The 25,907-nt window shown below is 52.5% G+C and carries 23 protein-coding genes; 8 read left to right on the top strand and 15 right to left on the bottom strand.

The genetic code is table 11. The annotated features are described in order from the left end of the window. Nucleotides 1-133: 133 nt before the first annotated feature. From ybgF to RBT11_18810, 6 genes are read left to right on the top strand one after another with little or no spacing between them, the layout of a single operon-like run. Complete coding sequence (gene ybgF, locus RBT11_18835) at nt 134-967, top strand: tol-pal system protein YbgF (GenBank protein ID MDX9788841.1); 834 nt, start codon at nt 134-136, stop codon at nt 965-967. 52 nt (nt 968-1,019) lie between these two features. Further along, nucleotides 1,020-1,505: a crossover junction endodeoxyribonuclease RuvC gene (locus tag RBT11_18830; GenBank protein ID MDX9788840.1), complete on the top strand. Its 486-nt coding sequence runs from the start codon at nt 1,020-1,022 to the stop codon at nt 1,503-1,505. Nucleotides 1,506-1,524: 19 nt separating this feature from the next. After that, on the top strand, nt 1,525-2,145 hold the full coding sequence (gene ruvA / locus RBT11_18825; protein ID MDX9788839.1) for a Holliday junction branch migration protein RuvA: 621 nt from the start codon (nt 1,525-1,527) through the stop codon (nt 2,143-2,145). Beyond that, on the top strand, nt 2,142-3,197 hold the full coding sequence (ruvB, locus tag RBT11_18820; GenBank protein MDX9788838.1) for a Holliday junction branch migration DNA helicase RuvB: 1,056 nt from the start codon (nt 2,142-2,144) through the stop codon (nt 3,195-3,197). The genes ruvA and ruvB overlap by 4 nt, the downstream gene beginning before the upstream one ends. A gap of 3 nt (nt 3,198-3,200) precedes the next feature. Beyond that, nucleotides 3,201-4,010 carry an SAM-dependent chlorinase/fluorinase gene (locus tag RBT11_18815; GenBank protein MDX9788837.1) on the top strand — a complete coding sequence of 270 codons (810 nt, stop codon included), beginning with the start codon at nt 3,201-3,203 and terminating at the stop codon, nt 4,008-4,010. Between the two features lie 21 nt (nt 4,011-4,031). Then, nucleotides 4,032-5,327, top strand: coding sequence for a DUF401 family protein (locus RBT11_18810; protein MDX9788836.1), 1,296 nt, complete (start codon nt 4,032-4,034; stop codon nt 5,325-5,327). 17 nt (nt 5,328-5,344) lie between these two features. On the opposite strand, the gene RBT11_18805 is transcribed toward RBT11_18810, so the two are convergent. The 15 genes from RBT11_18805 to RBT11_18735 all read right to left on the bottom strand — a co-directional run bounded on the left by RBT11_18805 (nt 5,345) and on the right by RBT11_18735 (nt 22,285). Then, a complete protein-coding gene (locus tag RBT11_18805; GenBank protein MDX9788835.1) occupies nt 5,345-5,770 on the bottom strand; it encodes a hypothetical protein in 426 nt (141 codons plus the stop codon). 306 nt (nt 5,771-6,076) lie between these two features. Next, nucleotides 6,077-7,078, bottom strand: coding sequence for a DUF4340 domain-containing protein (locus RBT11_18800; protein ID MDX9788834.1), 1,002 nt, complete (start codon nt 7,076-7,078; stop codon nt 6,077-6,079). 87 nt (nt 7,079-7,165) lie between these two features. Continuing rightward, the gene (locus RBT11_18795; protein MDX9788833.1) at nt 7,166-9,373 is read right to left on the bottom strand and encodes a Gldg family protein; all 2,208 of its coding nucleotides are present in this window, start codon (nt 9,371-9,373) and stop codon (nt 7,166-7,168) included. A gap of 9 nt (nt 9,374-9,382) precedes the next feature. Beyond that, the gene (locus RBT11_18790) at nt 9,383-10,087 is read right to left on the bottom strand and encodes an ABC transporter permease subunit (protein MDX9788832.1); all 705 of its coding nucleotides are present in this window, start codon (nt 10,085-10,087) and stop codon (nt 9,383-9,385) included. A gap of 1 nt (nt 10,088) precedes the next feature. Continuing rightward, nucleotides 10,089-11,030 carry an ATP-binding cassette domain-containing protein gene (locus tag RBT11_18785; GenBank protein ID MDX9788831.1) on the bottom strand — a complete coding sequence of 314 codons (942 nt, stop codon included), beginning with the start codon at nt 11,028-11,030 and terminating at the stop codon, nt 10,089-10,091. 110 nt (nt 11,031-11,140) lie between these two features. Then, complete coding sequence (locus RBT11_18780; GenBank protein MDX9788830.1) at nt 11,141-11,914, bottom strand: hypothetical protein; 774 nt, start codon at nt 11,912-11,914, stop codon at nt 11,141-11,143. Beyond that, nucleotides 11,911-13,677 carry a BatD family protein gene (locus RBT11_18775; protein ID MDX9788829.1) on the bottom strand — a complete coding sequence of 589 codons (1,767 nt, stop codon included), beginning with the start codon at nt 13,675-13,677 and terminating at the stop codon, nt 11,911-11,913. The genes RBT11_18780 and RBT11_18775 overlap by 4 nt, the downstream gene beginning before the upstream one ends. Continuing rightward, nucleotides 13,677-15,464 carry a VWA domain-containing protein gene (locus tag RBT11_18770; GenBank protein ID MDX9788828.1) on the bottom strand — a complete coding sequence of 596 codons (1,788 nt, stop codon included), beginning with the start codon at nt 15,462-15,464 and terminating at the stop codon, nt 13,677-13,679. The genes RBT11_18775 and RBT11_18770 overlap by 1 nt, the downstream gene beginning before the upstream one ends. Then, nucleotides 15,461-16,462 carry a VWA domain-containing protein gene (locus tag RBT11_18765; GenBank protein MDX9788827.1) on the bottom strand — a complete coding sequence of 334 codons (1,002 nt, stop codon included), beginning with the start codon at nt 16,460-16,462 and terminating at the stop codon, nt 15,461-15,463. The genes RBT11_18770 and RBT11_18765 overlap by 4 nt, the downstream gene beginning before the upstream one ends. 29 nt (nt 16,463-16,491) lie before the next feature. Then, nucleotides 16,492-17,034, bottom strand: a complete 543-nt coding sequence (locus tag RBT11_18760) for a DUF4381 family protein (GenBank protein MDX9788826.1) — start codon at nt 17,032-17,034, stop codon at nt 16,492-16,494. Continuing rightward, the gene (locus RBT11_18755; protein MDX9788825.1) at nt 17,034-17,915 is read right to left on the bottom strand and encodes a DUF58 domain-containing protein; all 882 of its coding nucleotides are present in this window, start codon (nt 17,913-17,915) and stop codon (nt 17,034-17,036) included. Before RBT11_18755 ends, RBT11_18760 begins: the two co-directional genes overlap by 1 nt. Nucleotides 17,916-17,926: 11 nt before the next feature. Then, nucleotides 17,927-18,901, bottom strand: a complete 975-nt coding sequence (locus RBT11_18750) for a MoxR family ATPase (protein ID MDX9788824.1) — start codon at nt 18,899-18,901, stop codon at nt 17,927-17,929. A 201-nt stretch (nt 18,902-19,102) separates the two neighbouring features. Continuing rightward, nucleotides 19,103-20,725: a chaperonin GroEL gene (gene groL, locus RBT11_18745; protein ID MDX9788823.1), complete on the bottom strand. Its 1,623-nt coding sequence runs from the start codon at nt 20,723-20,725 to the stop codon at nt 19,103-19,105. Between the two features lie 15 nt (nt 20,726-20,740). Continuing rightward, complete coding sequence (locus tag RBT11_18740) at nt 20,741-21,031, bottom strand: co-chaperone GroES (GenBank protein MDX9788822.1); 291 nt, start codon at nt 21,029-21,031, stop codon at nt 20,741-20,743. Between the two features lie 300 nt (nt 21,032-21,331). Beyond that, a complete protein-coding gene (locus tag RBT11_18735) occupies nt 21,332-22,285 on the bottom strand; it encodes a carbohydrate kinase family protein (protein MDX9788821.1) in 954 nt (317 codons plus the stop codon). 311 nt (nt 22,286-22,596) lie between these two features. On the opposite strand from RBT11_18735, the gene RBT11_18730 reads away from it, so the two are divergent. Beyond that, a complete protein-coding gene (locus RBT11_18730) occupies nt 22,597-23,847 on the top strand; it encodes a molybdopterin molybdotransferase MoeA (protein MDX9788820.1) in 1,251 nt (416 codons plus the stop codon). A gap of 84 nt (nt 23,848-23,931) precedes the next feature. Beyond that, complete coding sequence (locus RBT11_18725) at nt 23,932-25,866, top strand: molybdopterin biosynthesis protein (GenBank protein MDX9788819.1); 1,935 nt, start codon at nt 23,932-23,934, stop codon at nt 25,864-25,866. Nucleotides 25,867-25,907 lie beyond the last annotated feature (41 nt).

Below are 25,907 nucleotides of genomic sequence, written 5' to 3'. Positions count from 1 at the left end.
CCGGCTTTCCGGCTGATCACAGCCCGGATGTGCGATATATCGCAAAGATTTCCGCCTCGACCAAGGGGAACAAAGTGCCGGGTAAAAGTCTTTTCTCGATGATACGCTAACACGGCTACAGGTAATATTTGCCATGAAATTCAAGTATGGGATATGTTTTTTTTTCATTGCCGGAGTTCTTGGGTGTGTTTCGCCAAATCGAGTTTCCAACCTTCACCAACGGGTTACAACGTTGGAAATGAACAACGCGGCCCTTGTTGCCGCGCTTAAAGAATCAGAAGCCAACCGCAACTCTCTCCAGCAAACAAAACTGGATGACAACTATGCCGAGCTCAATGCAACGGTAGAGGAGTTGCGCAGAGAAATTCAAATCGTTAAAGGGAAAGTTGAAGAGGTAGAACATTCTATTCAAAAAGGACGTCCAAACGTTTCAGCAGGCCCTCAGGCAGAAGATAGCCGTGTGAGCCAGTTAGAAGATCGAATCCTGCAGCTTGAGCAGTATATGGATCTTGAATCCCCGGTGGCTGGCAAAAAGCCACCTGTTGTGGCTATCCCGGAAAAAACTGCCCCTCCAGAATCGGCAAAAAAGGATTTATCTGAAACAGAACTCTATAATACATCCAAGCAAGCCTTGGATAGGGGCGAATTTGAAGCCTCACGGGCAAGTTTTGCTGACTTCTTAAAACGCTTTCCCAACTCCGCCAATGCGGATAACGCGCAGTTCTGGATCGGTGAGTCTTATTACCGCGAAAAATGGTATGAAAAAGCAATTATGGAATACCAGAAGGTCATCGAGACTTACCCGGACGGCAACAAAATCCCATCGGCACTGTTAAAACAGGGGTTATCGTTTTTCAATCTGAACGAAAAAGCCAATGCTCGCCTTATCCTAAAGGAAATAATCAAGAAATATCCGACATCCAACGAAGCAAAAATCGCCAAGGATAAACTGGATACGTTCAATTAATTCTCGATACTCCGGGTTTTCGGATTGGCACCAATGCTCACCGAGAAATGGGATGGTTAAAATCATCGGTATTGACCCGGGTCTGGCCGCTACCGGTATCGGTATTATCAGTGGCCGCGGGCTTCACGTCGAACGTTACGCCTACGGCAGCATTTCCACCGCATCCGGCCACGCAACCGCCAAACGCCTGCACCACATCTTTTCCAAGCTGATTGCCATCATTAAAAATGAATCCCCGGATATGATGATTGTGGAGGATATTTTTTCTCTCGGAAAATACCCGAAATCGGGCATCATGCTGGGGAAGGTAACCGGCGTCGTGCTTCTGGCGGCAAGCCAGGCTGCCATTCCCGTCCACGAAGTGGCGGTCCGCGAAATCAAGCAGGTATTGACAGGCAACGGGAATGCCGGTAAGGAGCAGCTGGAAGCAGCCGTGCGACATGCTCTAAACTGTCAAACACCGATTCGCCCTTTTCATGCCTCAGACGCCCTGGCCATCGCACTGATCGGGTTGTATCGGTATCAGGCGATAGACTGAACGGATACCACCGAAACGCATGATCGGATATATTCAGGGAACGTTGCTGAAAAAAGAAACCGACCGCATTTTATTGCTGGCCAATCAGGTGGGCTATGAAATTTTGCTTCCCCCCATGGTGATGGAATCTATTTCCGGCAAAGCCGCCAATGACCCCTTATCCTTTTTTATTTATTTTCATCAGACCGAACGCCAGCCCAAACCGGTACTGATCGGGTTCAATGACGAAATTGAAAAGGAGTTTTTCCAGCTTTTTATCTCTGTTGAAGACATCGGACCCTTAAAGGCATTAAAAGCGCTCACCCTGCCGGTTTCGGAAATTGCGCGTGCCATCGAGGCAAACGACACGCCCCAGTTAAACAAATTAAAAGGCATCGGCGGCAGAACCGCCCAGAAAATAATTGCCAGCCTTCGGGGTAAACTGGACCGGTTTGCCGTGCCCGCACCTATTCCGAATGCCTCGCCGCCCCCAAAGCAATCAAGCATTGTGGATCCGGTTATGGCGGTGCTCATCGAACAACTCGGGCACCGGCCCGCCGATGCGAAAAAGATGATCACGGATGCCTTTGCCCGGAACCCGGACTTATCCAGCCCGGAGGAGCTGTTCGATGAAGTGTATCGAGGAGAAAAATCGGCATGAGCGATGATTTTCTGACCTATTCCACCGACCCCAGAGGCCTTCTTTCCGGCCAGTGCCTGCCTGCGGACATGGAATCTGAAATTTTGTCCCTGAGGCCAGAGCGCCTCTCGGAGTATATCGGCCAGGACGCCGTGGTGGAAACACTCAACATCGCCATAGAGGCCGCGCTGAAACGAAAAGAGCCGTTGGATCACGTCCTGTTTCACGGCCCGCCCGGCCTCGGGAAAACCACCCTCGCTCATATTATCGCCAATGAAATGGGCAGCCGGCTTACGATTACCTCTGGCCCTGCCCTTGAAAAAGGCGGGGACCTGATCGGCATTTTGACGCATCTGGAAGAAGGAGACGTCCTTTTTATTGATGAAATCCATCGAACACCTAAGGCCGTGGAAGAATTTTTATACCCCGCCATGGAAGACTTTGCCGTCGATTTTGTCTTTGATAAAGGCGTACACGCCCGAAGCCACCGGTATCAGTTGCGGCGCTTTACCCTTGTCGGTGCCACAACCCGTGTGGGACTTTTGTCCGCGCCTCTTCGGGATCGGTTCGGCCTATTCAGAAGTCTTGATTTTTACGAAGAAAAAGATCTTGTTACCATCACGCAACGTTCCGCAGCCCTGCTTGAAACAACCATCGACCAGATATCCGCCGGCGAGCTGGCCAGACGGTGCAGAGGAACCCCCCGAATCGTCAACCGTCTGTTAAAACGGGTTCGGGATTTTGCTCAGGTCAGAAGCGACGGCACCATCACCCCCGAGACCGTATCCGCTGCGCTGTCGCTCGAAGGGGTGGATGAAAAGGGGCTTACCCGACTGGATCGGCGATACATTCAAACCATCATCGATTTTTACCACGGGGGGCCGGTAGGTATCGAAGCCATTGCCGCCACCCTTCAGGAAGAAACCGATACCCTGGTGGACGTCGTGGAGCCGTATCTGCTGAAAATCGGACTGATCGTGCGCACCTCTTCCGGCAGAAAAGCAGCTGAAGCCGCTTACAAACATTTGGGGCTCTGTTATCAGCGCACGCAGGACCAGAAAAAGATGTTTTAGTCCATGGCGGTTATTACACTCTTAACTGATTTCGGGTTCGATGACGCCTATGTGGGCATCATGAAGGGGGTCATTCTTTCCAAAGCCCCTTCGGCTCGCATCGTTGATATTTCCCACCGGGTGTTACCGCACAACCTTCTTCAAGCCGCATTCCTTCTTGATTCGGCTTACGCTTATTTCCCCAAGGGAACTGTTCATACCGTTGTCGTGGACCCCGGCGTGGGGGGCAATCGCGCTATTATCGCTGTTGAAGCAGCCGGCTTTTTTTTTCTGGCGCCGAACAACGGGGTGTTGACCCCGGTGTTGAACAAGGTAACGGTTTCCAATGCCATGCTGGTTGAAAACCATGCGCTTTTCCTTGAACCCGTCAGCCGAACCTTTCACGGCCGGGACATATTTGCGCCGATTGCCGCCTATCTATCGGAGGGAGGAAATATTCGTTTGCTCGGCCCCTGCATTGCTCCCGCCGAGGCCGTCCGTCTTGAAATTCCCGAACCCGTCTTGTTCGAAACCGGTGAGTTGATCGGCACGATTATCGACATGGACCGGTTCGGCAACCTGATTACCAATATCAGCAAAGAACACTTAAAAACCCATTTTCCCAAAATGCACTCGCAGATATTCATTCGTATCGGAAAAACGAACATAGCCGGTTTGTCGAAATCCTATTCGGATGTTTCTACGGGTTACCCGTTAGCTGTCATCGGCAGCCGCGGATATCTTGAGATCTCTATTAATTGCGGTAGCGCCAAGGATTTTTTTTCAGTGACCATCGGCGAGCACATTGCCGCGCACATGGCGCATAACCTTTAGTTACAGAAGAAGCTCCTTATCATGAACATTCCGGCACTTATCAAATTATTGATCGTTTTTATCTTCATGCTGGCGGCTATGCGCTTTAAGCTGACCCTGGGCAATGCGTTCATGGCGGGCGCTGTTTTATTGGGCCTTTTTTTCGGCCAATATCCGACCGCTATAATCGTGTCGGCATTTCATGCTCTGATTGACCTTAAAACGTTGAGTTTGTCCATTGTGGTTTCTCTGATATTGGTGTTGAGCCACAGCATGGAAAAATCCGGTCATATGAAACGGTTATTGGACAGCTTTAAAGGACTGGTCGCCCATGAAGGGTTTAATATCATCATTTTCCCGGCACTTATCGGTCTTCTGCCCATGCCGGGCGGCGCGATTTTTTCAGCACCCATGGTCAACACCATCGGTGCGCGGCATCACCTGCGCGGATCTCAACTTAGCTATGTCAACTACTGGTTTCGGCACATCTGGGAATACTGGTGGCCGCTTTATCCGGGTGTGTTGTTGACCACGGCCCTGGCATCACTAGATTTATGGCGTTTCGTTTTTTTTCTCTTTCCATTAACCCTGGTAGCCATAGCCGCCGGGTACTATCCCTTAAGGGGCATGATTCGGAAAAATAACCAGCTCGGAGAAAAAAAACCAACCGAAAAGGCAAAACTCGGCCTATTTTTTAAGGAACTGGCACCTATTTTGATAGTTGTCATTCCCGGCTTATTTATCGGCAATATGCTGACACCGGTGTTTGAGCGGGAAGGGTTAACTATCGCCAAAGAAACCGGCCTGATTTTCGCCCTCATGCTGGCAGTCGCCTGGACGTGGTGGGTAAATTGCATGAATGCGGCATCGCAAAGGGAAATTCTCGGCAGCAAGGAATTGTTGCGCATTTTTTATATGGTGGTTGCCATTTTGGTGTTTAAAGGCGCGCTGGAGGACTGCCGGGCTGTTGAGCAGGTGAGCCGAGAATTCATTCACTGGCATATTCCCCTGCTTCTTATTACCACAATGCTACCTTTTCTGGTAGGTATCGTCGCCGGCATCACCATCGCCTTTGTAGGTACGACCTTCCCCATTTTGATTTCCCTGATTCAAACGCTGGGCGAAACGCACCTGATGCTGCCCTATATGATGTTGGCGTTAACCAGCGGATTTATCGGCGTACTCTTTTCGCCACTGCATCTTTGCCTGCTATTATCCAATGAATATTTCCATACATCGCTGACAGCGGTCTACCGGCACATGCTGCCCCCCTGTGCGGCCCTGGTGGCCTGCGGGGCAGCATACTTTTGGCTGCTAACACTGTTTTTCGAAGGATAAAGCCGAGCGGCTTCCGATCATTTGATCGTTTCCTCCGTATAGAGGCCTTGATCGGAGGTGAATGAACCGCTATCGGCTCTTTGCCGTTCACCAAGGAAATTAACCGGCCGATCTCCCCGTAAATGATCCGGTGTGATCGCATAGGTACCATACATGCTGGTCTCCCAAACACTCTGGGCTGCAGGTACGTCACCAGCCGTGAAGACGTAGGTCAGTCCGCCCACAACACTGCCGCAAAGCGCAAAGGCCGCCTTGAGCGGAAAGTACAAGATGGTAGTCGCTGCCGAAGCCGCCTGCATCCCGGCGCCGGATGGCGTTCCTTCCTCCGCCGAAGTCGCTGAGGCAGATGGGCAAAGGGCCGAAAGCGAAATCAGAGACAAGAAGGATAGAGAAACAAACAGCGTTACCCACGAGCGCTTGTTGAAGTTTATAAGCGTTTTCATCCGGGAGTCCTCCTTTCCTTAAAAGGCAACGAACCCCGATCCGTAGGGGAAAAACCGCCCGTTGCCGTTCAACAATGATTAAAAAATACGCCTCTATTCGGCACCCAAAGTTATGGACACCTTAGTCTAAATAATGCTTATGCCAGAAATATTATTGTGCGTCAATAGAAACCATAGCGCAATATGTTGTGGTCATATGCCAACCCCTTCGCTTCGAACCGAATGGCGCAAGCGGTGAATAAAACCAGCCGCCCGGAGAAAAGAAGCTACCCCGGGCGGCACGGTTAATAAACGCAACACGCGGGGTCAGGACGGTTCCTTTATCCCCATCAGCGTTTTTATCTCTTTATTGATGCCGTCAACGACATACTCCCGAAGCTGAAACGGGTAGGCGTTTTCAGATGAAACCCCGGAATATTTGCCGTCTTTCTTCTCAAATACGGAAACGGCATAGGATTTTTTATCCCCGCTCAGGGTAATGTCGACAATGGGTGCCATCAGATCTTCTTTTTTGATATCATTGAGATAGGACTCGCATTTCATGTCGGAAAAATTGGAAAGGAAGCGTTCAACAACCGCCTTATCCACGCTTTCTCCGGATTCGTTCTTCCAGACAGTTTGCATCCTGGGCTCGGTTATTTCCAAATCTTTCGCCGGACCGGCTGCCGGGTCGGCCGGTTTTTCTGTTTCAGCGGATTTCTTTTTTTCTTCTGCCACAGGTTCTTCCATGCGAGAGAGGGTAATTGTTTTCCCCTCGCTTGCAAGCTTTATATCCTTTATCTCAGCAACCGAAACGGCAATGACCTGCTTATCCCGCAAGTCATCCGCACTGGTTTCAAAGGTTTTTCTAAAGTTATTCATAGCGTGATAAACATTGGAATCTCCCGGCAGCATGACAAATGTATGCTGATAGGTATCGGCGGCTTTGCCGATGTCAAACGTCAGAAGCACTTTGTCGCCAACCCATGCCGTCACCGTAATTTTCTTGTCATCGGTTAAATCGTAACGCTCATATACCTTGGCTGTGGACACCAGCGCCGTCAGCCGTAATTTGGAAATGGCGGCCGTGATAGCGTTTACCTTCTGCGCATCTGCGGGCCATGCCTGGTCGCCGACTGTCCAGTCATTTGCCTTTCGCGTCACGGTGAGCGTCTTATCGGCTTGTTTTATTTCTATTTTCGTCAGTTCCTTTTCAGCGGCCACCGGTACTGTCGGCAGTTCATACCGGGAGCGATTTGAATCATGCAACACCAGATAGGCTGCCAGCAGAACAATGACCATACTGAGAATAATATATTCCTTTTTCACTTTGCTGCTCCTCACTATTGATAGATTCTTTCAACCGCATACCGCCACCAGCGTTTGCGCGGTGCAAGACTTTGTCATAAAAAAATCTCATGAGCGGCTAAACATCGCCTGAATCGATTTTTTCCTGGAATGGCGCACCCCCCAGACCAACAGGCCCATGAGCGCCACCAAAACCGGCAATCCGACAATATTAAAAGCCTTGATTGACATCTTGGTTTCGGCGCCGGTTTCTTCCAGCGGGTTCAGCCCCTGTGTCTTGCTGCGCATCACCGCGATCCCTTCCCGATCATTCAACAGATCGAGCATGTTCATGATAAACACGGCGTTGGCTCCCCGGCCTTCCGGATCGATAATGTCATCCCGGACGAGCTCGGCGGAACCGGCGATGAAAATTTTGGCTGGTTTTCCCTTGGTTAGCTTGGCAGCCGTCCCAACGATTTTAGCCGCCTCGGAGTCGGATTTTTTTTCGTCCGTTGCTGAAAGATCTTCCTCATTCTTTTCTTTGTCCAAATCCGCTGCCGTCTTTTTTTCAGGGACCGGTTTGTCGGCAAAATAACTGGCAAATTCGCCGGAAAGCAAATAGGCCAGCGGCTTTTTATCCATGTGCGTATCGGCGCCGGGCTTTGCGATGTATTGGGGCTCCAGGTTAATCGGTGCCTTCATTTCCCACGACTTCTCGGAAGACGAGATAATCTGCGTCGCTTTGATGCCGCCTTCGGACAACCGCTTTTCAATCAGTTCGACGGGGGAAGCCTTAACAGCGAGGATTCCCTTGATATTCTGCATAAAGTCAAAGTCTTTATTAATGTTCTTGTTTTGAATAACCGGCGCAAAGTAGATGGGTTGTTGCCCGCCGCCCATTTCGTTGGAAAGTTGCTGAATAAAGCAATTCTCATCCAGCACGATGGCATCCCGAACGCCGACGCCATAGTGGGCAAGCAGTTTTTCCAGACCCGTGCTAAGCGGCTCGTAAGTAACTCGCTGGCTCATTCCAAACCCCATGGCGTTGGGCACCTGGGTTTTTATTTCTTTAAACGGCTCTAAGAAAATGGCCAGATTCTGACCCCGCATCAGGGCCTGATCAATTTCGTAAAGTTCCCAATCCGTGAACGCCTCTGTGGGCCGCGCGATCACAATGCATTTAACGTTTCGGGGGATCTCCTTGTTCTTTAGCGCCACCTGATGGACACTATAATTCTTGGTCAACACGTTCGAGAACGCGTTCAACGCATCCGGGGGCTGGGGGCCCATCGGCATGGGGGAGCCCAGGGGCAGGGCGCCATGGTCCGACAGATAACCGATCTCCTCGTTGATATTGACAAGCGTCTCAACGTTCTTGTCGATCATCTCTTCCATCTCTTCAAGGCTTGCCAGTTGGTACTGATTGCCGATGAGGGGCAAACGAAGAACTTGAAAAATGGGGATCGTGACCGATTTTTCCTGATGCGTCATCACCAGCCCGATAACGCCCTTTCCGGCCGCCACCTTGCCCTCCCCCATATCGGGCCACTGAAGTACCGGAATATTATATTGTTTGGCCAGCGCGTTCTGGTCCGCTGCATCGGTCGGATCGATTCGGGCATATTCCAAACGGCCATAATTTTTGATATTCAGCTTTTTAACTATCTCTTCGAGTTTTTGCGGCACCGCCGGCAAGTCCGGTACATTCATAAACGGCGCCACTGGCATCAACGATGAGGAGAGAATCAGTTGAATTCGAACGTTTTCCTTCAGATTCAGCAAGGCGCTGATCTTGTTGTTGACCTTCATCATGGCGGATGTCAGGTTATACTCAAGCCCCTCCGTAGTAGTAATAGTGGGAATTTTTTCCACCATATCGCCGTGAATGAGCACCAATCCCATGTAGGCCCGTTGAAACTTCACCTCGTCTTTTTCCAGTTGCTGAATCTGCACCGGATTGATGCCATAGGTTTCCGCCAGTTGGCGGTTTACTTCTCCGGCCGGATTTCCGGTTTCCGATTCCGGGCTGACATCATAAAATTCAAAGCTGAAAAACTGATTGGCGTTCAGTGCGTATTCTTCCAGCAAGTCATGCAGGTACCGTTCCGTGTTGTTGTGGGGGGCGGGCAGGTTTTTGGTAAAAAACACCTTGACGGTCAAGGGCTCTTTCAGTGTCGAAACCACCTGCTTGCTGACATCGGATAGCGAAAAGATTTTGCTCCCCGTGAGATCCATTCTGAAAAACACGGTGAGTCCCACCAGGTTCACCATCACGATCACCACCAGGTATATAATGAACTTGACATATTTTCCGGATCTGTTTGTAGTCCTCATTTTCTCTCCTTATTTCTTCTCCTGCAGCACCAGGTTCGTGCCGTAAAGCCCAATGACAATCACACTCATAAAGTACAGGATATCCCGCATATCAACGATTCCTTTTGCGATATTCTGGAAGTGATAACCTGCGCCGATATAAGCGATAATGCTCAGCATCTTCTGAGGGACGAAAAACAGCATCTGATCCAACAGCGCCAGGGCAAAGCAAATGACCATGCCGATGATAAAGGCGACGATCTGATTTCTTGTCAATGAAGACGCAAAGAGCCCGATGGCGCAATAGCCTCCGCCCAGCAGCAAGGCGCCGATATAGCCGCCGATCACCGGCCCCCAGTCAAGATCCCCGAGAAAGGAGATGAAGATAGGATAGGATAGGGTCGGCAAAAGCATGGCCGCCACAAAGGCGAGCCCGGCCAGAAACTTTCCCAGAATAATATCATTGGCCGTCACCGGCAGGGTCAGAAGGGTTTCATAAGAGCCCACACTCAACTCCTCAGCAAAGAGCCGCATGGTGAGCGCCGGAATGAAAAATGAAAAGGAAAGGGGAAGCAGCGAGAAAAAATTTCTCAATTCCGCCTGGTTATACAGAAAAAAGGTGATGAAAAAGAACCATCCCGTTACCAGCAAAAAAATGAAAATCACGATATAGGCAATGGGAGAGACGAAATAATCTTTAAACTCCTTTTGAAATATGTGAAGCACCTGCCGCATGTTAGTTCTCCTTGGTCAGTTCTCGGAATATGGTTTCAAGGGTTTTGGCTTCCTGCCGGAATTCGAGCAACACCCAGTCGGTCTCCTTGATGGCCTGATAGATGGCGCCCCGATGATCCACATCGCTGCGACAGGTGATCTGAAGCTGAACCGTCCCGTCGGATTCGGCCCCATTGACCCGATTCACGTTCACCACGCCGTCCATTGACGAAAATCTTGATATGGCCGAATCTTCAGGGGCGCCTCGAAGTGAAATATGAATCGTGGGCTCTTTTCCGCCGGCGTCCTTGAGGGTGTCGGCCGTACCGTCGGCCACGATTTTTCCCTGATTGATAATCACGATCCGGTCACAGGTCGCCTCGGCTTCACTGAGAATATGGGTGGAAAGCAAAATGGTTTTCTCTTTGCCGATCCGCCGGATGATTTCTCGAATCTCCACGATCTGATTCGGATCCAGACCGCTGGTGGGTTCATCCAGAATGAGAATTTCCGGATCATTCATCATGGCGTGCGCCAAACCGACGCGCTGCTTAAGCCCTTTGGATAGCTCGCCGATGCTTCGGTGCATGATTTCGTTCATATCGCAGAGTGCTGCCAGTTCCCGAATCCGTTCGGTTTTGCGAGCGGCGTCAAGCCCCCTGATTTTCGCCACGTAGTTCAGGTAGTCATACACCAGCATGCCGTGATAGAGCGGCGCTGATTCGGGCAGATACCCCATAAGCTTTTTGATCTCCAGAGACTGGTCCGCCATGGTGAAATCCTTGACACGAATCGTTCCGGAGCTGGGGTTAAAATATCCGGTAAGCATTCGCATGGTGGTGGTTTTGCCGGCACCGTTGGGACCCAACAAACCGAGGATTTCCCCTTTCTCAATGGTCAGATCGATTGCGTCCACCGCACAAAAATCATCATAATACTTGGTCAATTTTTCGACATAAATCATGTCCACCACTCCTTCCAGTTGGTTAACTGATAGCTCATAGCTGATAGCTGATAGCTGATAGCTCATAGCTGATAGCTGATAGTCGATAGCTATGAGCTATCAGCTATCAGCTATTTTATTATTCCGGCTGCGGTATCGGCAATCCATCCGATTTTATCCTTTGAAAACCGAATTTTTAAAAATCCGGGGGACTGCTTTTCAACCGCCACCTTCGTTCCCCCATGAAGCTCGAACAATTCCGTCGACTCCGGTGCAAATCCGGACCGGACCGCCACGGCTGCCGGTAAAATAATCGCTTTCGGATGGTATTTGGTTTCAGCCATTCGCCAGCCGGCGGTTCCCAAAAAGAGAACCGAAAGTATAAGCGCGCCGTAGCAAAAGGATCGCAGCACACTTTTTTGAAATACCCGGGTCAGTCCCAGCAACAGCCAGAACAAGCCGTTCAACAAAATGCCCGTCCACTGCAGCACGTTCAGCCGAAACATATCCTTCCAGAAAAACAGCACCTGGAATACGGGCGACGGCGCTTCGCCGCCTTCATCTTTCACCAGGCTTTTCGCATAGCTTAAGTTAAATTGCAAATCGGGATCCCCCGAAATCAACGCCATCGCTCGCTCATACCAGAGAACTGCCGGCCCGAGATCCCCTTTTTTCAGATAGGCATTGCCCAGGTTGTAGAAAAGCTTTCCGTTGCGAATCCCGTCAAAGACCAGCTTTTCAAATACGGCGACGGCTTCTGTATAATTTTTGGCCTCATAGTAGCGAACCCCGTCGATAAACGCACGGGTTTGTAAATTGTCATCCTTATCCGCAAAGGCTGTCATCGTACCGCAGAAAAGCAGGCAACCGATTAAAAACAAAATTTCCCGTCGCCGCAACCTCATCGTAGCACCTCTTTGACGATTCGGGCGGTCTCACTCAACAACACGTCTTTCTCGGTTCTATCAAGAGCAAAGCCACTGTACCTAGCCGAGTCGATCTTCTTCATCAGATCGGAGACCCGATCCGACTGTTGCGCCGAAATGCCGGCCGCCTGAAGAATTCGACCGGCTTCCGCATAGGTCAGCGATTCACTGCACGACTCGGCTTTGGCGCAAACCCCATACACCAATGAACGGTAAAGGTTTGAAAGAAAGGCGGCATTTGAATCGCCAACGGATTTTGTTGCCACCTTTAAGGCCCGAATCGATTTTTGCGTCATCACGGTCGCCGGGTTTCCGTTTTTTTTAAACCATTTCATCCCTCCCATGCCCAGCAGAAAAAACAGGGCCGGCAAAACGATCGCCGTTAAAAAACCGGCAAAGGTCATTTCTTCGCGATGCGCTACGGCATCTATCCCCGTTTTTATGGGAAGAATATCACGGCCGACAAAGTCGACTTTTTTCTTCACGATACCCGGCAGGGCGGCACGATTCTCAGAGGAAGAAAACACCACCGGGTTTTCCCGGGGGCCGTCGGCTTGCTGCACCGCTATCGATAGGGGTGAAACAGCCAGGGAGCGGTAAGCCGATTCTTTCGGATCAAAATAGGTGCTCTGGCCGAGGCTGACCTGATAAGCGCCGGGAGTCACCCCCACCAGAGCCAATCGAAACACCTTTTTCCCCTGATACCCCTCCGAACCGAGCTTTATGTCGCTTTCAGGGGTGTCCGCATACTGTTTAAACGCATCCGGCACCTCAATCACCGGGGCATTTGCATCCATAATATTACCGGTGCCCGCCACCGTCACGACCAGGGTCGCCGAATCGCCCACCTTTATCTGCATGGGTTCAATCGAAGCGCTCATGGTAAAATGGCCCACCAACCCCGAAAACATCGCCTGTCCGGTTTCGGCAGGCAGCGCACGCACCTGAATCGTCAGCGGTTCGGTTCGTAGGATTCGCGGCGTCAACTGACGATTACCGAAAAACGAATCCGAAAAGAAGGGGTCATTGAAAAAGCGCCCGGCCGAATCGGATCGCCTGTGTTGCTGTGAGACCGTGTCACAACGCAACACCGCAGGCGCTATCGTGAGCGGGCCGGTTTTCATGGGAATCAGCAAATAGGAAAGCATTACTTCCTGATACCGGTGGCCCGAGATCACGCGTTGCCGGCTTTGCTGCTCGCCGATCTGTTTGGCGGTAAATCCAGAAAAATCAGGCGCCGTATATTTTGTATTGGCGATCTGAATACCGAAACGCAGCACAAAGGAATAGATGACCTGCTGCCCAATAAAGGGGGCGGCTTCGGACACCTCCGCCTTCACCTCAATCCCCGGTCCGCCGGTGTCACGCGCCCGGTTGTCTCCCTTGGCCACTTGCACTTCAATGGGCTGCGTGTGATGGGTCTGCCCATCGAAGTGAACCCTTAAGGACGGAACGGTGAGCCGCCCGGACCGGTTGGGTATCAGCAAAAACCGATAAGTCTCTTCCTGGTGAGTGGTGCCGTTAATGATCTGAACCTGAGTGCTGGTTCCGGCGGGCTGAACCTCAAAGTCCTTAATGACGGAGGTATCCACCGTTGCATCCCTGCTGGGAATACTGACCGTGAGCTGAATCGGCGTATCCATCGATGTTGTGGTTCTATCGACAAAAGCCTGCACCGTTTCCGCAAACAGTGACTGCGGAAAGAAAAAAAGCAAACAAAATAGCCCGACCAGTTGCTTCATCACCAGTCCTTTTCAACATGGCGTTCGCGGTAGGCGGGCATCAACGCCCGGCCCGGCATATCTTCCAGGCGATTCAGCATTCGCTCGGCCTGTTGCCTGGCCTGCTCGTCCATTTCCTTTTGCCCGGAACGGACTTGCTTATCCGCGTCGGTATCGGGTTTATTTTGGGGCTGATTCACCGGGGATGAATCGGGCTGATTTTTCTTCTCCCCCGAAGGATTTTTTTCCGTATTCGCGGCAGATTGTGTTTGATTCGAAGGGTCTTCACGATTTTCCGAAGAAGACTTCTTTTCGTCCTTATTCTTCTGAGACGTATCTTCCCTGAGTGAATCGTCCTGTGACTTATCCCCTTGCTGCTGCGGCGGCTTGGGTTGTTCCATAACCTTTTTGACAAAGGCGATGTTGTCTATCGTCTCCTGGTCCTTGGCATCGATTTTCAGGGCGGCGCGATAGCTCGCCAGCGCTTCTTTATGTTGCCCCAGCCGAAACAGCGCGTTTCCCATATTATAATGCGCATTGCGGCGCATCGTCTGATCCGTTGACAAAAGGGCCTGCTTGTAGCTGTTGAGGGCCGCCTGATAATCGCCGGCCTTGTATTGGGCGTTTCCAATGTTGTAGTGAATTTCAGCCAAGTCGGGCGCCTCCAGCTGAGCATCGACAAACCGCGTCAGGGCCGTTTCATAGTCCCCCGCCTCATAGGCGCGCTGCCCTTCACGAATAAGGTCCTGCGGAGTTGCCGCACCGGCGATGGATCCGTTCGCAAAAAGCAGCAGCGCCACAGCCATGACCGCCGTGGCTTTTTTACGAGGGGGAATCATCATTTCCACCCCCATGAGAAACACCGCCAGAGCAAGAAACCACTGAAAACGATTCTCCAGAATTTTCTTTTTCTGCCGGTTCAGCGTTGCGGAAGTCATCTCTTTGCGAATGTGTTTTGCATAGATGGTCTCCAAGTCCATATCTCCGGCCACGGAACGGACATAACTGCCGCCGGTCATAACCGCCATTTTCTTTAAGGTGTCCTCGTCCAGGCGTGTCAACACGATGTTGCCCGTACCGTCTTTCACAAACCCGCCGTCAGCAGCAGGAATCGGCACCCCGTCGGTGGCGCCGACACCCACGCAAAAAAGTCGAATCTTGGCGGCCGCGGCGGCCCTGGCGGCGTCCAGAGGGGCTTCTTCTCCCGTGCTCTCGCCGTCGGTGATCAAAATAACGGCCTTATCGGAGGTATTCCCCGCGTTGAAACCCGAAATCGCCGTTCGGACGGCAGCGGCCAGATCCGTTCCGCCCACCGGCAAAAACGTCGGCGTCAGCGCCCCCAGGAAAAGGTGAAACGCCTCATAATCCAAAGTCAGGGGGCATTGAAGAAACGCCGTTCCGCTAAAGGCCACCAGGCCCACCCGGTCCCCCTGAAGCAGGTTCAAGAGATCCACCACTTCCCGCTTCGCCCGGTCCAGGCGAGTGGGCTGAATATCCTTGGCCAACATGCTTTTGGAGCAGTCAATGGCCACAATCAGGTCCACGCCTTTTTGTTCGATCTCCCGCCACCGGTATCCGTACTGGGGACCGGCCAGAGATATCACCAACAGCATCACGACCGCCAGAAGCAGCCCCGCCTTGACCCAGCGCCGGGACGCGGGGGCATCCGGGCTGATGACCGAAAGCCCTCGCTTGGCGGAAAAATTCATGAGAATCCGCGCCCGCCGGCCAAGGCCCCAGAAGCACACGAGAAACAGGACGGGCACGGTCCAGACCAGCCATAACGAGCTTAAATCACTGAAGGTCATGGTATTCTCAAAAACCTTGTATGGGTCAATACCATCCACCCGGCCAAAAAGCAAAAGGCCGGAAACAGCAAATACCGGTATAATTCCCGGAAACTGTCATAGGTTTTCACCGTCGCTTCCGTTTTTTCAAGGCGATCGATGGTGTCGTATATTGTTTCAAGCCCCTTTGTATCTTCGGCGCGAAAATAGGCGCCATTGGTTTTTTCCGCAATCATTCGCAGGGTATTTTCATCGATGTCCACCCGCTGATACACATATCTTTCGCCGTAGCCGGGAATATTCACGCGAAAGGGCGCTTCCCCCTCTCGGCCCACCCCGATGGTATAAATGCGAACCCCTTTGGCCACCGCGATCTCAACGGCTGTTTCCGGCGTCAGTTCGCCGCTGTTGCTGCGCCCGTCCGTGAGCAAAATCATGATATTGGATTTGCCGGGAATATCGGCAAGCCGCTTCAGGGAGATGCCGATCGCATCCCCGATGGCGGTACTTTTTCCGGCCGCACCGATTTGCACCCGATCGAGAATGGTCGCAAGGGTGTTGTAGTCCCGTGTCAGGGGAAGTTGCGTGTAGGCGTTGCTGCCGAAAACCACCATGCCGATCCGGTCGCCGGAGCGCTTGGCCACAAACCGGTGAATCACGTTTTTGACCGCTTCGAGCCGGTTGACGATGTTGCCCTTCATTTCAAAATCCAGCGCCCCCATACTCTCGGAAATATCCACCGCCAGCAGGATGTTAATTCCTTCGGTTTTAACATTCACCACGCGCGTCCCCCACTGGGGTCTGGCAAGGGCCAGCACCATAAGCACCAGGGCCGTGAACTTGAACAAAGAAAGCATGCCGCCGGCAAAGCGGATGAAGGGGCTCGGGGGGACGTGGACGATAGCGGCGATCCCGGAAACGCGCAGCGTCGGCATTTTGACCTTTTGTTTCCGGTAAACCACCAGCACCGGAAGAAAAGCCAATAACAACAGAACATAGGGGTCGGCAAAGCGAAACATGGGTGATACGCTACCTCGGTACGTGGTCTTTAATCCTTCTGTTCAGCCGGAGCGCTCGCCTCGATCGCGGGGCTCGTCTCTTTCACCAGCTGTCTCACAAAGCATAAGTCTTTTTCCATTTGTGACAGGGCCGCCGGTATGTCGGCGAATTTCACCGGATCACTGAATAACGCCAACGCCCTGATCCCCGATTTGTGCGATCTTTCCATTGCCATGCGCTCGACGGCGGGTAAAAGCTCTTCGGTTGTCATTTCAAGTGCGTCCACACCAAACCGGCCGGAAAGATACCCGCGCAAAATAGCGGACAATCGAAAATAAAACACTTTTTCCGTCAACCCGGATGCCGCCTCCAGACGATCAAGCGCCTCATAGGCGACTTCATCCGGCGGTCTCACGCGCTCGGGCACCTCGTTTTGCGGAGAGCGCCGTTTTCGCCGCCAGTAACACCAGGCCGCCAAAATCAGACCGGCCAGTACCAAGCCCGCCAGCACATACCACAACACCCCCGGAATCGATACCGGCAACCGCACCGGAAGGAGCGGTTTGATATCGTGAATATCCGTCATTTCCATCAGCTTCTCTTGATCTTTTCACGATATCGAAAATATAGAATCAAGGCATCGGTCACGGAGCCTGCCGTGCTGATATCGATGCAATCAATGTCCGCCCCCTTGAGAATCTCTTTGGCCTTTAGATGTTCCGCAAATTTTCCGGCTTCATACCGGCGGCGGGTGGCTTCGTGGCCCGCGTCCAGCCAAAGCGTTCGGCCGGTTTCCAGATCTTCCACCAGCACCAGCCCGGCTTCGGGCAACCTGAAGTCACCGGGATCCGACACCAGCACCCCGATAAATTCATGCTTTTTGGCGGCAATCTTGAGCGGTTTGGCATAATCAGCGGCCAGATAATCGGAAATCAGAAAAACAAGGCCCCGTTTACGGCCGACCCGCCCCAGAAAATGCACGGCACTCTGAATATCGGTGCCGGTATGTTGCGGCTGAAAGGCGAAAATCTCCTTAATCAACCGCCAGACATGGGCCGATCCCTTTTGGGGCGGAATGTAGCGCTCCACCTGGTCGGTAAATAGAATCGCCCCCACCTTGTCGTTATTTCGAATGGCGTTAAAGGCAAGGATAGCGGCGATTTCCGCCGACATTTCCCGTTTCACGGTTTCCCCGGTTCCAAAATCGCCGGATGCGCTCATATCCACCAGCAGCATCACCCGTTGCTCCCGCTCCTCCCGGTAACGCTTGATATAAGGCCGTCCCATGCGGGCCGACACCTTCCAGTCGATGCTTTTGACGTCATCCCCCGGAGTGTATTCGCGCACCTCTTCGAATTCAATGCCGGAGCCCCGAAACACCGATTTATACTGGCCCGCCATCATGGTATTAACCCTGCGGGCGCTGCGAATATGGATTTTCTTAATTTTTTTAATGAGTTCCGGAGAAAGCATGGAAACCCCGTTTAAGGCACCGGCACGGAATCAAATACACGGCCGATGATCTGCTCGGTCGTCACATCCTCTGCTTCAGCTTCATAGGTCAAAATAATCCGGTGGCGCAGCACATCCGGAGCGATGGTTTTGATATCCTGAGGGGTCACATAAGCACGGCCCTGCAAAAAGGCGTAGGCCCGCGCGATCTGGCTCAGATAAATCGTCGCCCTGGGAGAGGCGCCGAACTGAATATAATCTGCGATGTCGATATGGTAATCACCGGGCTTTCGAGTGGCGAACACGAGATCCACCATATAATCCTTCAGCTTGTCATCCACATAGATTCTTCGGATCAGCCCGGCGATCTCATCCAACTGCGCCGGTGTAATCACCGAATGAATCTCGGCGGGCACTTCAAAGCCCACACGCTTCATAATCTCCTTTTCCTCGCTTTTGTCCGGATAATCGATCACCAGTTTGAGCATGAACCGATCTATCTGTGCTTCGGGCAGCGGATAGGTCCCCTCCTGTTCAATGGGGTTTTGGGTGGCCATCACGAGAAACGGATCCGCCAGCGGATAGGTGGCATCGCCGATGGTGACCTGGCGCTCCTGCATGGCCTCCAGCAGGGCGGACTGGACTTTGGACGGGGCTCGGTTAATTTCATCGGCCAGAATGATATTGTGAAAAATCGGGCCTTTTTTGATCGTAAACTCGCCGGTTTCAGGCCGGTAGACTTCGGTACCGATCAGGTCCGCGGGCAACAGATCCGGCGTAAACTGAATACGTTTGAAATCCGCCCGCACGGTGGCGGCCAAGGCCTTGACGGCGCTGGTTTTGGCAAGCCCCGGAACGCCTTCGATAAGAATATGGCCCTTGGAAAAAAGGCCCATCAGCAAGCCGTCCACCAATTTGCGCTGGCCTACTAAAATTTTTTCGATTTCCTGCCGGATCCGGCTCACCAGCAGGCTTGTTTGCTCCACTTCCCGTCTGATTTCTTCCATAACCACCGTTTGGACCCTCCACTGATGAATGCCGTGAAGCTTACTTACTTAGAACATAATCCGATAACATTCAAACAAATATAGCATGAGAACAGCCGATTCACTCGAAGGCGCAAACACGCGGGAAAAACCATACCGTTGCGGGCACCGCCCGTGCGACGAAAAGAAGCCGGTCGCACGGGCGGCGTTTATTTTAGCGGGTTAGTACATGTCGTCATCCGGCTCGGTATCGGAACCGGTTTTGGATTTTTTCGGTTTTTCCGTGATCATCGCCTCGGTGGTGAACATCAGCCCCGCGACCGAGGCCGCATTTTGAAGCGCAAAGCGAACCACCTTGGTGGGGTCGATCACGCCGGCCGCCACGAGATTTTCATAGGTATTGGTGTCGGCGTTAAATCCATAATCATCCTTGCCCGCCAGAACCTGGTTGATCACCACCGAGCCTTCAACCCCGGCGTTTTCGACAATCTGGCGAAGCGGCTCTTCCAGTGCCCGTTTTAAAACGGCCACCCCGTTTTTCTCGTCATCGGGAACTTTCAGGGTCTCCAATGCGCTGATACATCGAAGGAGCGCGACCCCGCCGCCGGGAACAATTCCTTCTTCAACCGCGGCACGGGTGGCATTCAAGGCATCTTCCACCCGGTACTTTTTCTCTTTCATCTCCGATTCGGTAGCCGCTCCGACGCGAACCACGGCCACGCCGCCGGAAAATTTCGCCAGCCGTTCCTTGGCCTTTTCCCGGTCATATTCCGACTCCGCCTTTTCGACGATTCGACGGATCATGCTGGTGCGGCCCTCAATAGCCTCCTTGGTGCCGGCGCCATCGATAAACACCGTATTGTCCTTATCGATTTTAACCTTCGCGCATTGCCCCAGATCCTTGAGTGTAACGCTTTCCAGTTTGACGCCGATGTCCTTGCTGATCACTTGGCCACCGGTCAATACCGCGATATCGGTCAGCATTTCCTTGCGCCGATCGCCGTATCCCGGCGCCTTGATCGCGGCTGCCTTGAGAGTGCCGCGCAGGTTGTTTACGATAAGGGCCGCCAGGGCTTCCCCCTCGACATCCTCTGCGATCACCAGCAGGGGTTTTCCGGACTTGGCCACTTTTTCCAGGGTCGGCAGCAACCCCTGAATGGCGGAAATTTTTTCCTCATGTATGAGAATGTAAGGGTTTTCCAGGACCGCTTCCATTTTTTCCTTGTCGGTCACAAAATGGGGAGAGATGTAACCGCGGTCAAACTGCATGCCTTCCACCACATCCAGGGTGGTTTCCATCCCCTTGGCGTCTTCCGAGGTGATAACGCCGTCGCGCCCCACCTTTTCCATGGCATCGGAAATGAGTTTTCCGATCATCTGATCGTTATTGGCCGAAATGGTGGCGATCTGCAGAATTTCCTTGTGGTCTTTAATCGGCTTGGAAAGCGCTTTGAGCGCCGCTACCACCGCTGCCACGGCTTTATCCAGGCCGCGCTTGAGTGCCATGGGGTTCTCACCGGCCGTCACCAGACGCTGCCCTTGGTTGTAGATGCACTGCGCCAGCAAGGTGGCGGTGGTGGTGCCGTCGCCGGCCGAATCATTGGTTTTCTTGGCCACTTCCTTGAGCATCTGCGCGCCCATGTTTTGAAATTTTTGCGCCAGATCAATGTCCTTTGCCACGGTAACGCCGTCTTTGGTCACATTGGGGGAACCAAAGGATTTTTCCAGCACCACATTTCTGCCCTTTGGCCCGAGCGTCACCTTTACGGCATTGGCCATCTTATTGATGCCGATCCGCATATGTTCCCTGGCTTCGTCACTGTAAGCGATCGATTTTGCTGCCATGCGACTTCTCCTCCTTTAATCTTCCAGAACGCCCAGTAAATCATCTTCTTTCATAAACAGATGTTCCACCCCATCAATTTTTATCTCCGTGCCGGCCCATTTTGAAAACAGCACCCGATCCCCGGCCTTTACCTCCATGGAAATACGTTTTCCGTCATCCCCCATTTTTCCAGGACCGGTGGCAACGATTTTGCCTTCCATCGGTTTTTCCTTGGCCGTATCCGGAATGATGATACCTCCGGCGGTTTTTTGTTCCCCTTCCACGCGAATTACAAGCAGTCTGTCGTTCATCGGTTTAATAACCATGTGTATTTTTCCTCCTTTTTAGGCCGTCGGCAGCGCATTATGGGCGGCGGATCAACCCCCTTTTAAGCGCTATTCGGGGGTGTTGCCCGTGCCCATGCCTTACCGTCATATAAATAAAAACATATAAAAAAAACAATATATTAGACTATCGATAAAAAATATTCTCAAATATAATAACGAATCGGGCACTGTCAAGAGAGCCGAACGGGTATATTAAGCCGGCCCGGAAACCGAGGAAGTCCCCAACAGCGACGAAAAGTCAATTGATCGTTGTGAGTGGGATAAAGGCGTTTTAAGAAATCATTCCGCTTTGCCAAATTGCCTTTCGTGTCTTTTCCAGAAATCCGCGAGATCAAAGCGGTGCTCCTGGGTACCATGACAGGCAACGGCGTAGCTGGCGCAGGTGGCGCCCATTTCAGCGGCTTTCCGAAGCGGGTTTTCCATTACCAGGCCCTTGATAAGTCCTGCGCGGTAGGCATCTCCGGCGCCCGTAGGATCTAATACCCTCTCCGCCGGTACGGCCGGTATACGGGTTTCCGCCGCACCGTCCCATACAAGAGAGCCCTGTTCTCCCAGGGTGGTGATAAGCGCGCCCGTCTTTTCCCTGAGCAGCGCCTGGGTCAGTCCCGTCGCATTTTGTATCATTTCAAGCTCGTAATCATTTGAAATAAGGATGCCCGCGCCAGTTATCATTTCGGTGAGCGCGTCCTTGCCTAAAACGGGTATCTGCTGGCCGGGATCACAGATATAAGGAATGTGAAGCGCTTTAAACCGTCGGCTGTAACCACGCATATCGTCAACGCATCCTGGGGAAATGATCCCGATGGCCCGTTGCCCTTCTGCAATCGTGACGGAATATTCGCAGGCATGTTTCATGGCGCCCGGGTTAAATCCGGTAATCTGGTTATCGGATTGATCCGTTGTGATATAGGCGCCCGCCGTAAATTCTTCCGGAATAATGCGAATGGCCTCAGTGGGGATATGGTTCTGTTTCAACCAGGCCTCATAGCGATCGAAATCCTTTCCGGCGGATCCGAGAATCAGCGGGGTCTCTTCCAGCAGCGCCAGATTGTAGGCGATATTACCGGCCGTACCACCGAATTTTTCCATCATGCCGTTTACGGTAAAGCAGACGTTTAAGATATGGATTTTATCCGGTAAAATATGATCGGAAAATTTTCCCGGAAAGTCCATAATCCGGTCATAGGCAAGGGAGCCTGAAATATAAAGCGTATACGGATGAGAGAATGGCATGCTGCTCCTTAAAGGGGGTTGACTGACGATGCCTTTTGCATGAACCAGATGGGGCATGCGCTTCGGTGTTTGCAGTACAACGCCGGGTCCGGGCATTTCATGCACTGATCACAAAGATAAATCTCGTGCTTCGTGCACCGGTAGGGGATTTGGGTATTCAAATGATAACGGCAAGATTGCATGGTCACGGACTATCAAAAAAACAAGCGCTCCGCAAGCAGGTAAAACGCCATCAGCTACCCGCTATTGGCGCCGTCCGGAATTCCCTGATGGATGACTCGACACTAACTATTTGATCACTATAGGCCATTATGCTAACAGATATCGCCATGGATGATTTTTTTCATGTCACGGATTTGATGACCGTCATCAGCTATGCCGAAGCGTTTCAGCCGCTTGGAACGGAACGAATTCCCCTCTCGGACGCCTTGGGCCGTGTGTTGGGTGAAGAGCTGGTATCCCGGGTGGATCTTCCGGATTTTGTGCGTTCGACCATGGATGGGTTTGCCGTCCGGGCGGCCTCCACCTTTGGCGCCTCCGAGGCAAACCCGGCTTATTTAACGATTGTCGGGGCCGTTCTCATGGGGGAGAGGCCCGATTTTTCCATCGGCCCCGGGGAAGCGGCAAAAATTTCCACCGGCGGCGCGTTGCCTGCCGGCGCCGACAGCGTCGTTATCATAGAACACACCGAAGCCATTGATGAATTCACGATCGAGCTTTATAAAAGCGCGGCTCCAGGTCAGCATGTCGTTCAGGTGGGGGAGGACTTTGCCGCCGGCGCCCGCGTGTTGCAACCAGGCCGGGTGCTGCGTCCTCAGGATATTGGCTTATTGGCCGCCTTGGGAAAAGATACCCTGACCGTTTATTCAAAGGCACGCATCGGTATTATTTCTACGGGTGATGAGGTGGTTCCCATTCAGGAAACCCCCGGCCCCGGCAAGATTCGGGATGTAAACGCCTATACGTTGGCGGCCATGGTGAGTGACGCCGGTGCGATTCCCATTCGCTATGGCATTGTCAAGGACGATAGCGAGCAATTATTTGAATTATGCCACCGTGCGCTGAAGACATCCGATATGTTGCTGATTTCCGGTGGAAGTTCCGTCGGCACCCGGGATTTTACCGTGGAGGTATTAAGCCGGCTTTCAAATGCGAAAATTCTGGTTCACGGCATTCCCATCAGTCCGGGCAAACCCACGATTTTGGCTCGGGCCGGGCAAATACCCATATGGGGACTTCCCGGGCATGTGGTCTCAAGCATGGTGGTCTTTAAGGCGGTCGTGAAACCCTTTATCGATCGTATTAACGGAATGATCGCTCACGGCGGCAAAGCCGCATGGCCCGTTCCGGCCCGCATGGCCCGGAATATTTCTTCCGCGCAGGGCCGTACCGACTATATCCGTGTGCGACTGATAGAAAAAGAGGATGGTTTTTGGGCGGAACCGGTTCTGGGAAAGTCCGGCCTGCTTAACACCATGATTCGGGCGGATGGGCTGGTGGCCATCGACCTGAATACGGAAGGGCTTGAAAAGGGGACCCTGGTTTCCGTGATGCCGATATGAGCGGTTTTTATCTTATGCCGACCATCTGAATTTAATACGCTATAACAGATCGTTTGAGCGCGTGATCGCGCTGAATGGGGTATGATGATGAGTTCCAAACGGAATATATACCTTCAGATGAAATCCCTGGCCGAAGCACGGGATATTTTGTTTAACCGGTTTAACGGGGTCGAGGCAAAAGGGGTTGAGATGCTGCCGGTCCCCGAGGCCGTAAGGCGCATTCTTGCCGAACCGGTAACGGCCCGGACATCCTCTCCTGGGTTTCATTCAGCCGCCATGGACGGAATCGCCGTGCGGGCGGCAAACACCTTTGGCGCGCATGAGAACGCGCCCAAAATATTCATCGCGAATCAGGATGCCTTTTACGTCAATACCGGCCATGTGCTGCCTTCGGGCACGGACGCCGTGATCATGATCGAAAATATTCAGGAACTCGAAGACGGCAAGATTCGAATCGAGGCACCGGCATTTCCCTGGCAGAATGTTCGAAAAATCGGGGAAGATATCGTGGCCACGGAGCTCTTGTTCCCCAGAAACCATCAGATAACGCCTTTTTGCATCGGGGCCTTGTTGTCCGGGGGAATTTTTTCGGTTCCGGTGCGGAAAAAACCGCTGATCGCCGTCATTCCGACCGGATCAGAATTAGTGGATTGGCGCTTCACGGACAAGAAAGAGTTAGAACCGGGCCAGGTGTTCGAAAGTAACTCCTATGTGTTGATGGCGATGGCCGAAGCCCTGGGTGCCCGAAGCAAACGATACGAAACCCGGACCGATGATATTGAAATCATTAAGGCGGCGGCGGCCGAGGCGGCGGGCGGGGAAGCGGACATGGTGCTCATTTTGGGCGGCTCTTCAGCCGGCTCCCGGGACTATGCCAAACATGTCATCAGCGAGCTGGGCGAAATTCTGCTTCACGGGGTGACCATGATGCCCGGGAAACCGATTGTCCTGGGGGTAATTGAGGGCAAACCGGTGTTCGGCATTCCCGGCTACCCGGTATCCGCCATCTTGGCTTTCGAGCAGTTTGTCGGCGCTTTGATTTGCCGCATGCTGGGCCAGCCCGAAACAGAGCGCCAACAACTTCAAGTGGAACTTTCCCGAAAGGTTGCCTCAAAACTGGGGGTGGAAGAATTTTTAAGGGTCAAGCTGGGAGAGGTGGGCGGCAGGGTCGTGGCAACACCGCTTTCAAGAGGGGCCGGTACGATTACCTCGCTGACCCGGGCGGACGGCATCATTCGCATTCCCAACCACATAGAGGGCCTCAAGGAGCAGGTGCCGGTGACGGCCGAGTTGCTTAAGCCCTTATCGCACATACGAAAAACCATTGTTTCGGTCGGCAGCCACGACAACACCCTCGATGTGCTGGCCGATGAATTGCGCGCCCGGTTTGGGGATCTAACCCTGTCTTCGAGCCATGTGGGAAGCATGGGCGGCATCATGGCGGTAAAAAAAGGGGGGTGCCACATCGCCGGAACGCATCTTCTGGACACGACCGACGGCTCTTACAATGTCTCCTATATCAAAAAGCATCTATCCGCTGTGCCGGTTCGGCTGATTCACCTGGTGCTTCGGGACCAGGGCCTCATGGTTCCCGCCGGAAACCCAAAGTCCGTTTGCGGCATAGCGGATCTTTGCCGGAAGGATATTCGGTTCATCAATCGCCAGGCCGGTTCCGGAACGCGCATTTTGCTTGATTTTAAACTGAATCAACTTCAAATATCTCCCGACCGGGTGTGTGGGTATGATAACGAGGAGTTTACCCACATGTCGGTTGCGGCCGGCATTCTCAGCGGTGCGGCCGATGTCGGTCTGGGAATTATGGCGGCGGCAAACGCGCTGGGGCTCGACTTTATTCCGGTTGTCACCGAGCAGTATGATTTAATCATTCCGGCGGCCTATTTCGACTCGGTGCCGATTCAACGACTGCTCGAAACCATCAGCGCCGATTCCTTCAAGCAACGGGTTGCGGCCCTAGGCGGTTACAACACCGAAAACACGGGCCGGGAAATAAAACTTTAAGCAATTGGTATGGTTTAGTTTTTAAGCTAAAACTTAGTACG

The sequence above is a fragment of the Desulfobacterales bacterium genome (assembly GCA_034003325.1).
Taxonomy (GTDB): Bacteria; Desulfobacterota; Desulfobacteria; order Desulfobacterales; family JAFDDL01; genus JAVEYW01.
Note: the sequence above shows the minus strand (reverse complement) of the source record. Positions and strands in the feature narration are given on the sequence as shown.

Coding starts and splice junctions, on each gene's coding strand:
- RBT11_18740 (MDX9788822.1), bottom strand. CDS start 21,031: ATGGTTATTAAACCGATGAACGACAGACTGCTTGTAATTCGCGTGGAA.
- RBT11_18770 (MDX9788828.1), bottom strand. CDS start 15,464: ATGACCTTCAGTGATTTAAGCTCGTTATGGCTGGTCTGGACCGTGCCC.
- RBT11_18765 (MDX9788827.1), bottom strand. CDS start 16,462: ATGTTTCGCTTTGCCGACCCCTATGTTCTGTTGTTATTGGCTTTTCTT.
- RBT11_18790 (MDX9788832.1), bottom strand. CDS start 10,087: ATGCGGCAGGTGCTTCACATATTTCAAAAGGAGTTTAAAGATTATTTC.
- RBT11_18755 (MDX9788825.1), bottom strand. CDS start 17,915: ATGCTTTCTCCGGAACTCATTAAAAAAATTAAGAAAATCCATATTCGC.
- RBT11_18780 (MDX9788830.1), bottom strand. CDS start 11,914: ATGAGGTTGCGGCGACGGGAAATTTTGTTTTTAATCGGTTGCCTGCTT.
- ruvA (MDX9788839.1), top strand. CDS start 1,525: ATGATCGGATATATTCAGGGAACGTTGCTGAAAAAAGAAACCGACCGC.
- RBT11_18725 (MDX9788819.1), top strand. CDS start 23,932: ATGATGAGTTCCAAACGGAATATATACCTTCAGATGAAATCCCTGGCC.
- groL (MDX9788823.1), bottom strand. CDS start 20,725: ATGGCAGCAAAATCGATCGCTTACAGTGACGAAGCCAGGGAACATATG.
- RBT11_18805 (MDX9788835.1), bottom strand. CDS start 5,770: ATGAAAACGCTTATAAACTTCAACAAGCGCTCGTGGGTAACGCTGTTT.
- RBT11_18785 (MDX9788831.1), bottom strand. CDS start 11,030: ATGATTTATGTCGAAAAATTGACCAAGTATTATGATGATTTTTGTGCG.
- RBT11_18830 (MDX9788840.1), top strand. CDS start 1,020: ATGGTTAAAATCATCGGTATTGACCCGGGTCTGGCCGCTACCGGTATC.
- ruvB (MDX9788838.1), top strand. CDS start 2,142: ATGAGCGATGATTTTCTGACCTATTCCACCGACCCCAGAGGCCTTCTT.
- RBT11_18810 (MDX9788836.1), top strand. CDS start 4,032: ATGAACATTCCGGCACTTATCAAATTATTGATCGTTTTTATCTTCATG.
- RBT11_18730 (MDX9788820.1), top strand. CDS start 22,597: ATGCTAACAGATATCGCCATGGATGATTTTTTTCATGTCACGGATTTG.
- RBT11_18775 (MDX9788829.1), bottom strand. CDS start 13,677: ATGAAGCAACTGGTCGGGCTATTTTGTTTGCTTTTTTTCTTTCCGCAG.
- ybgF (MDX9788841.1), top strand. CDS start 134: ATGAAATTCAAGTATGGGATATGTTTTTTTTTCATTGCCGGAGTTCTT.
- RBT11_18815 (MDX9788837.1), top strand. CDS start 3,201: ATGGCGGTTATTACACTCTTAACTGATTTCGGGTTCGATGACGCCTAT.
- RBT11_18760 (MDX9788826.1), bottom strand. CDS start 17,034: ATGGAAATGACGGATATTCACGATATCAAACCGCTCCTTCCGGTGCGG.
- RBT11_18735 (MDX9788821.1), bottom strand. CDS start 22,285: ATGCCATTCTCTCATCCGTATACGCTTTATATTTCAGGCTCCCTTGCC.
- RBT11_18750 (MDX9788824.1), bottom strand. CDS start 18,901: ATGGAAGAAATCAGACGGGAAGTGGAGCAAACAAGCCTGCTGGTGAGC.
- RBT11_18795 (MDX9788833.1), bottom strand. CDS start 9,373: ATGAGGACTACAAACAGATCCGGAAAATATGTCAAGTTCATTATATAC.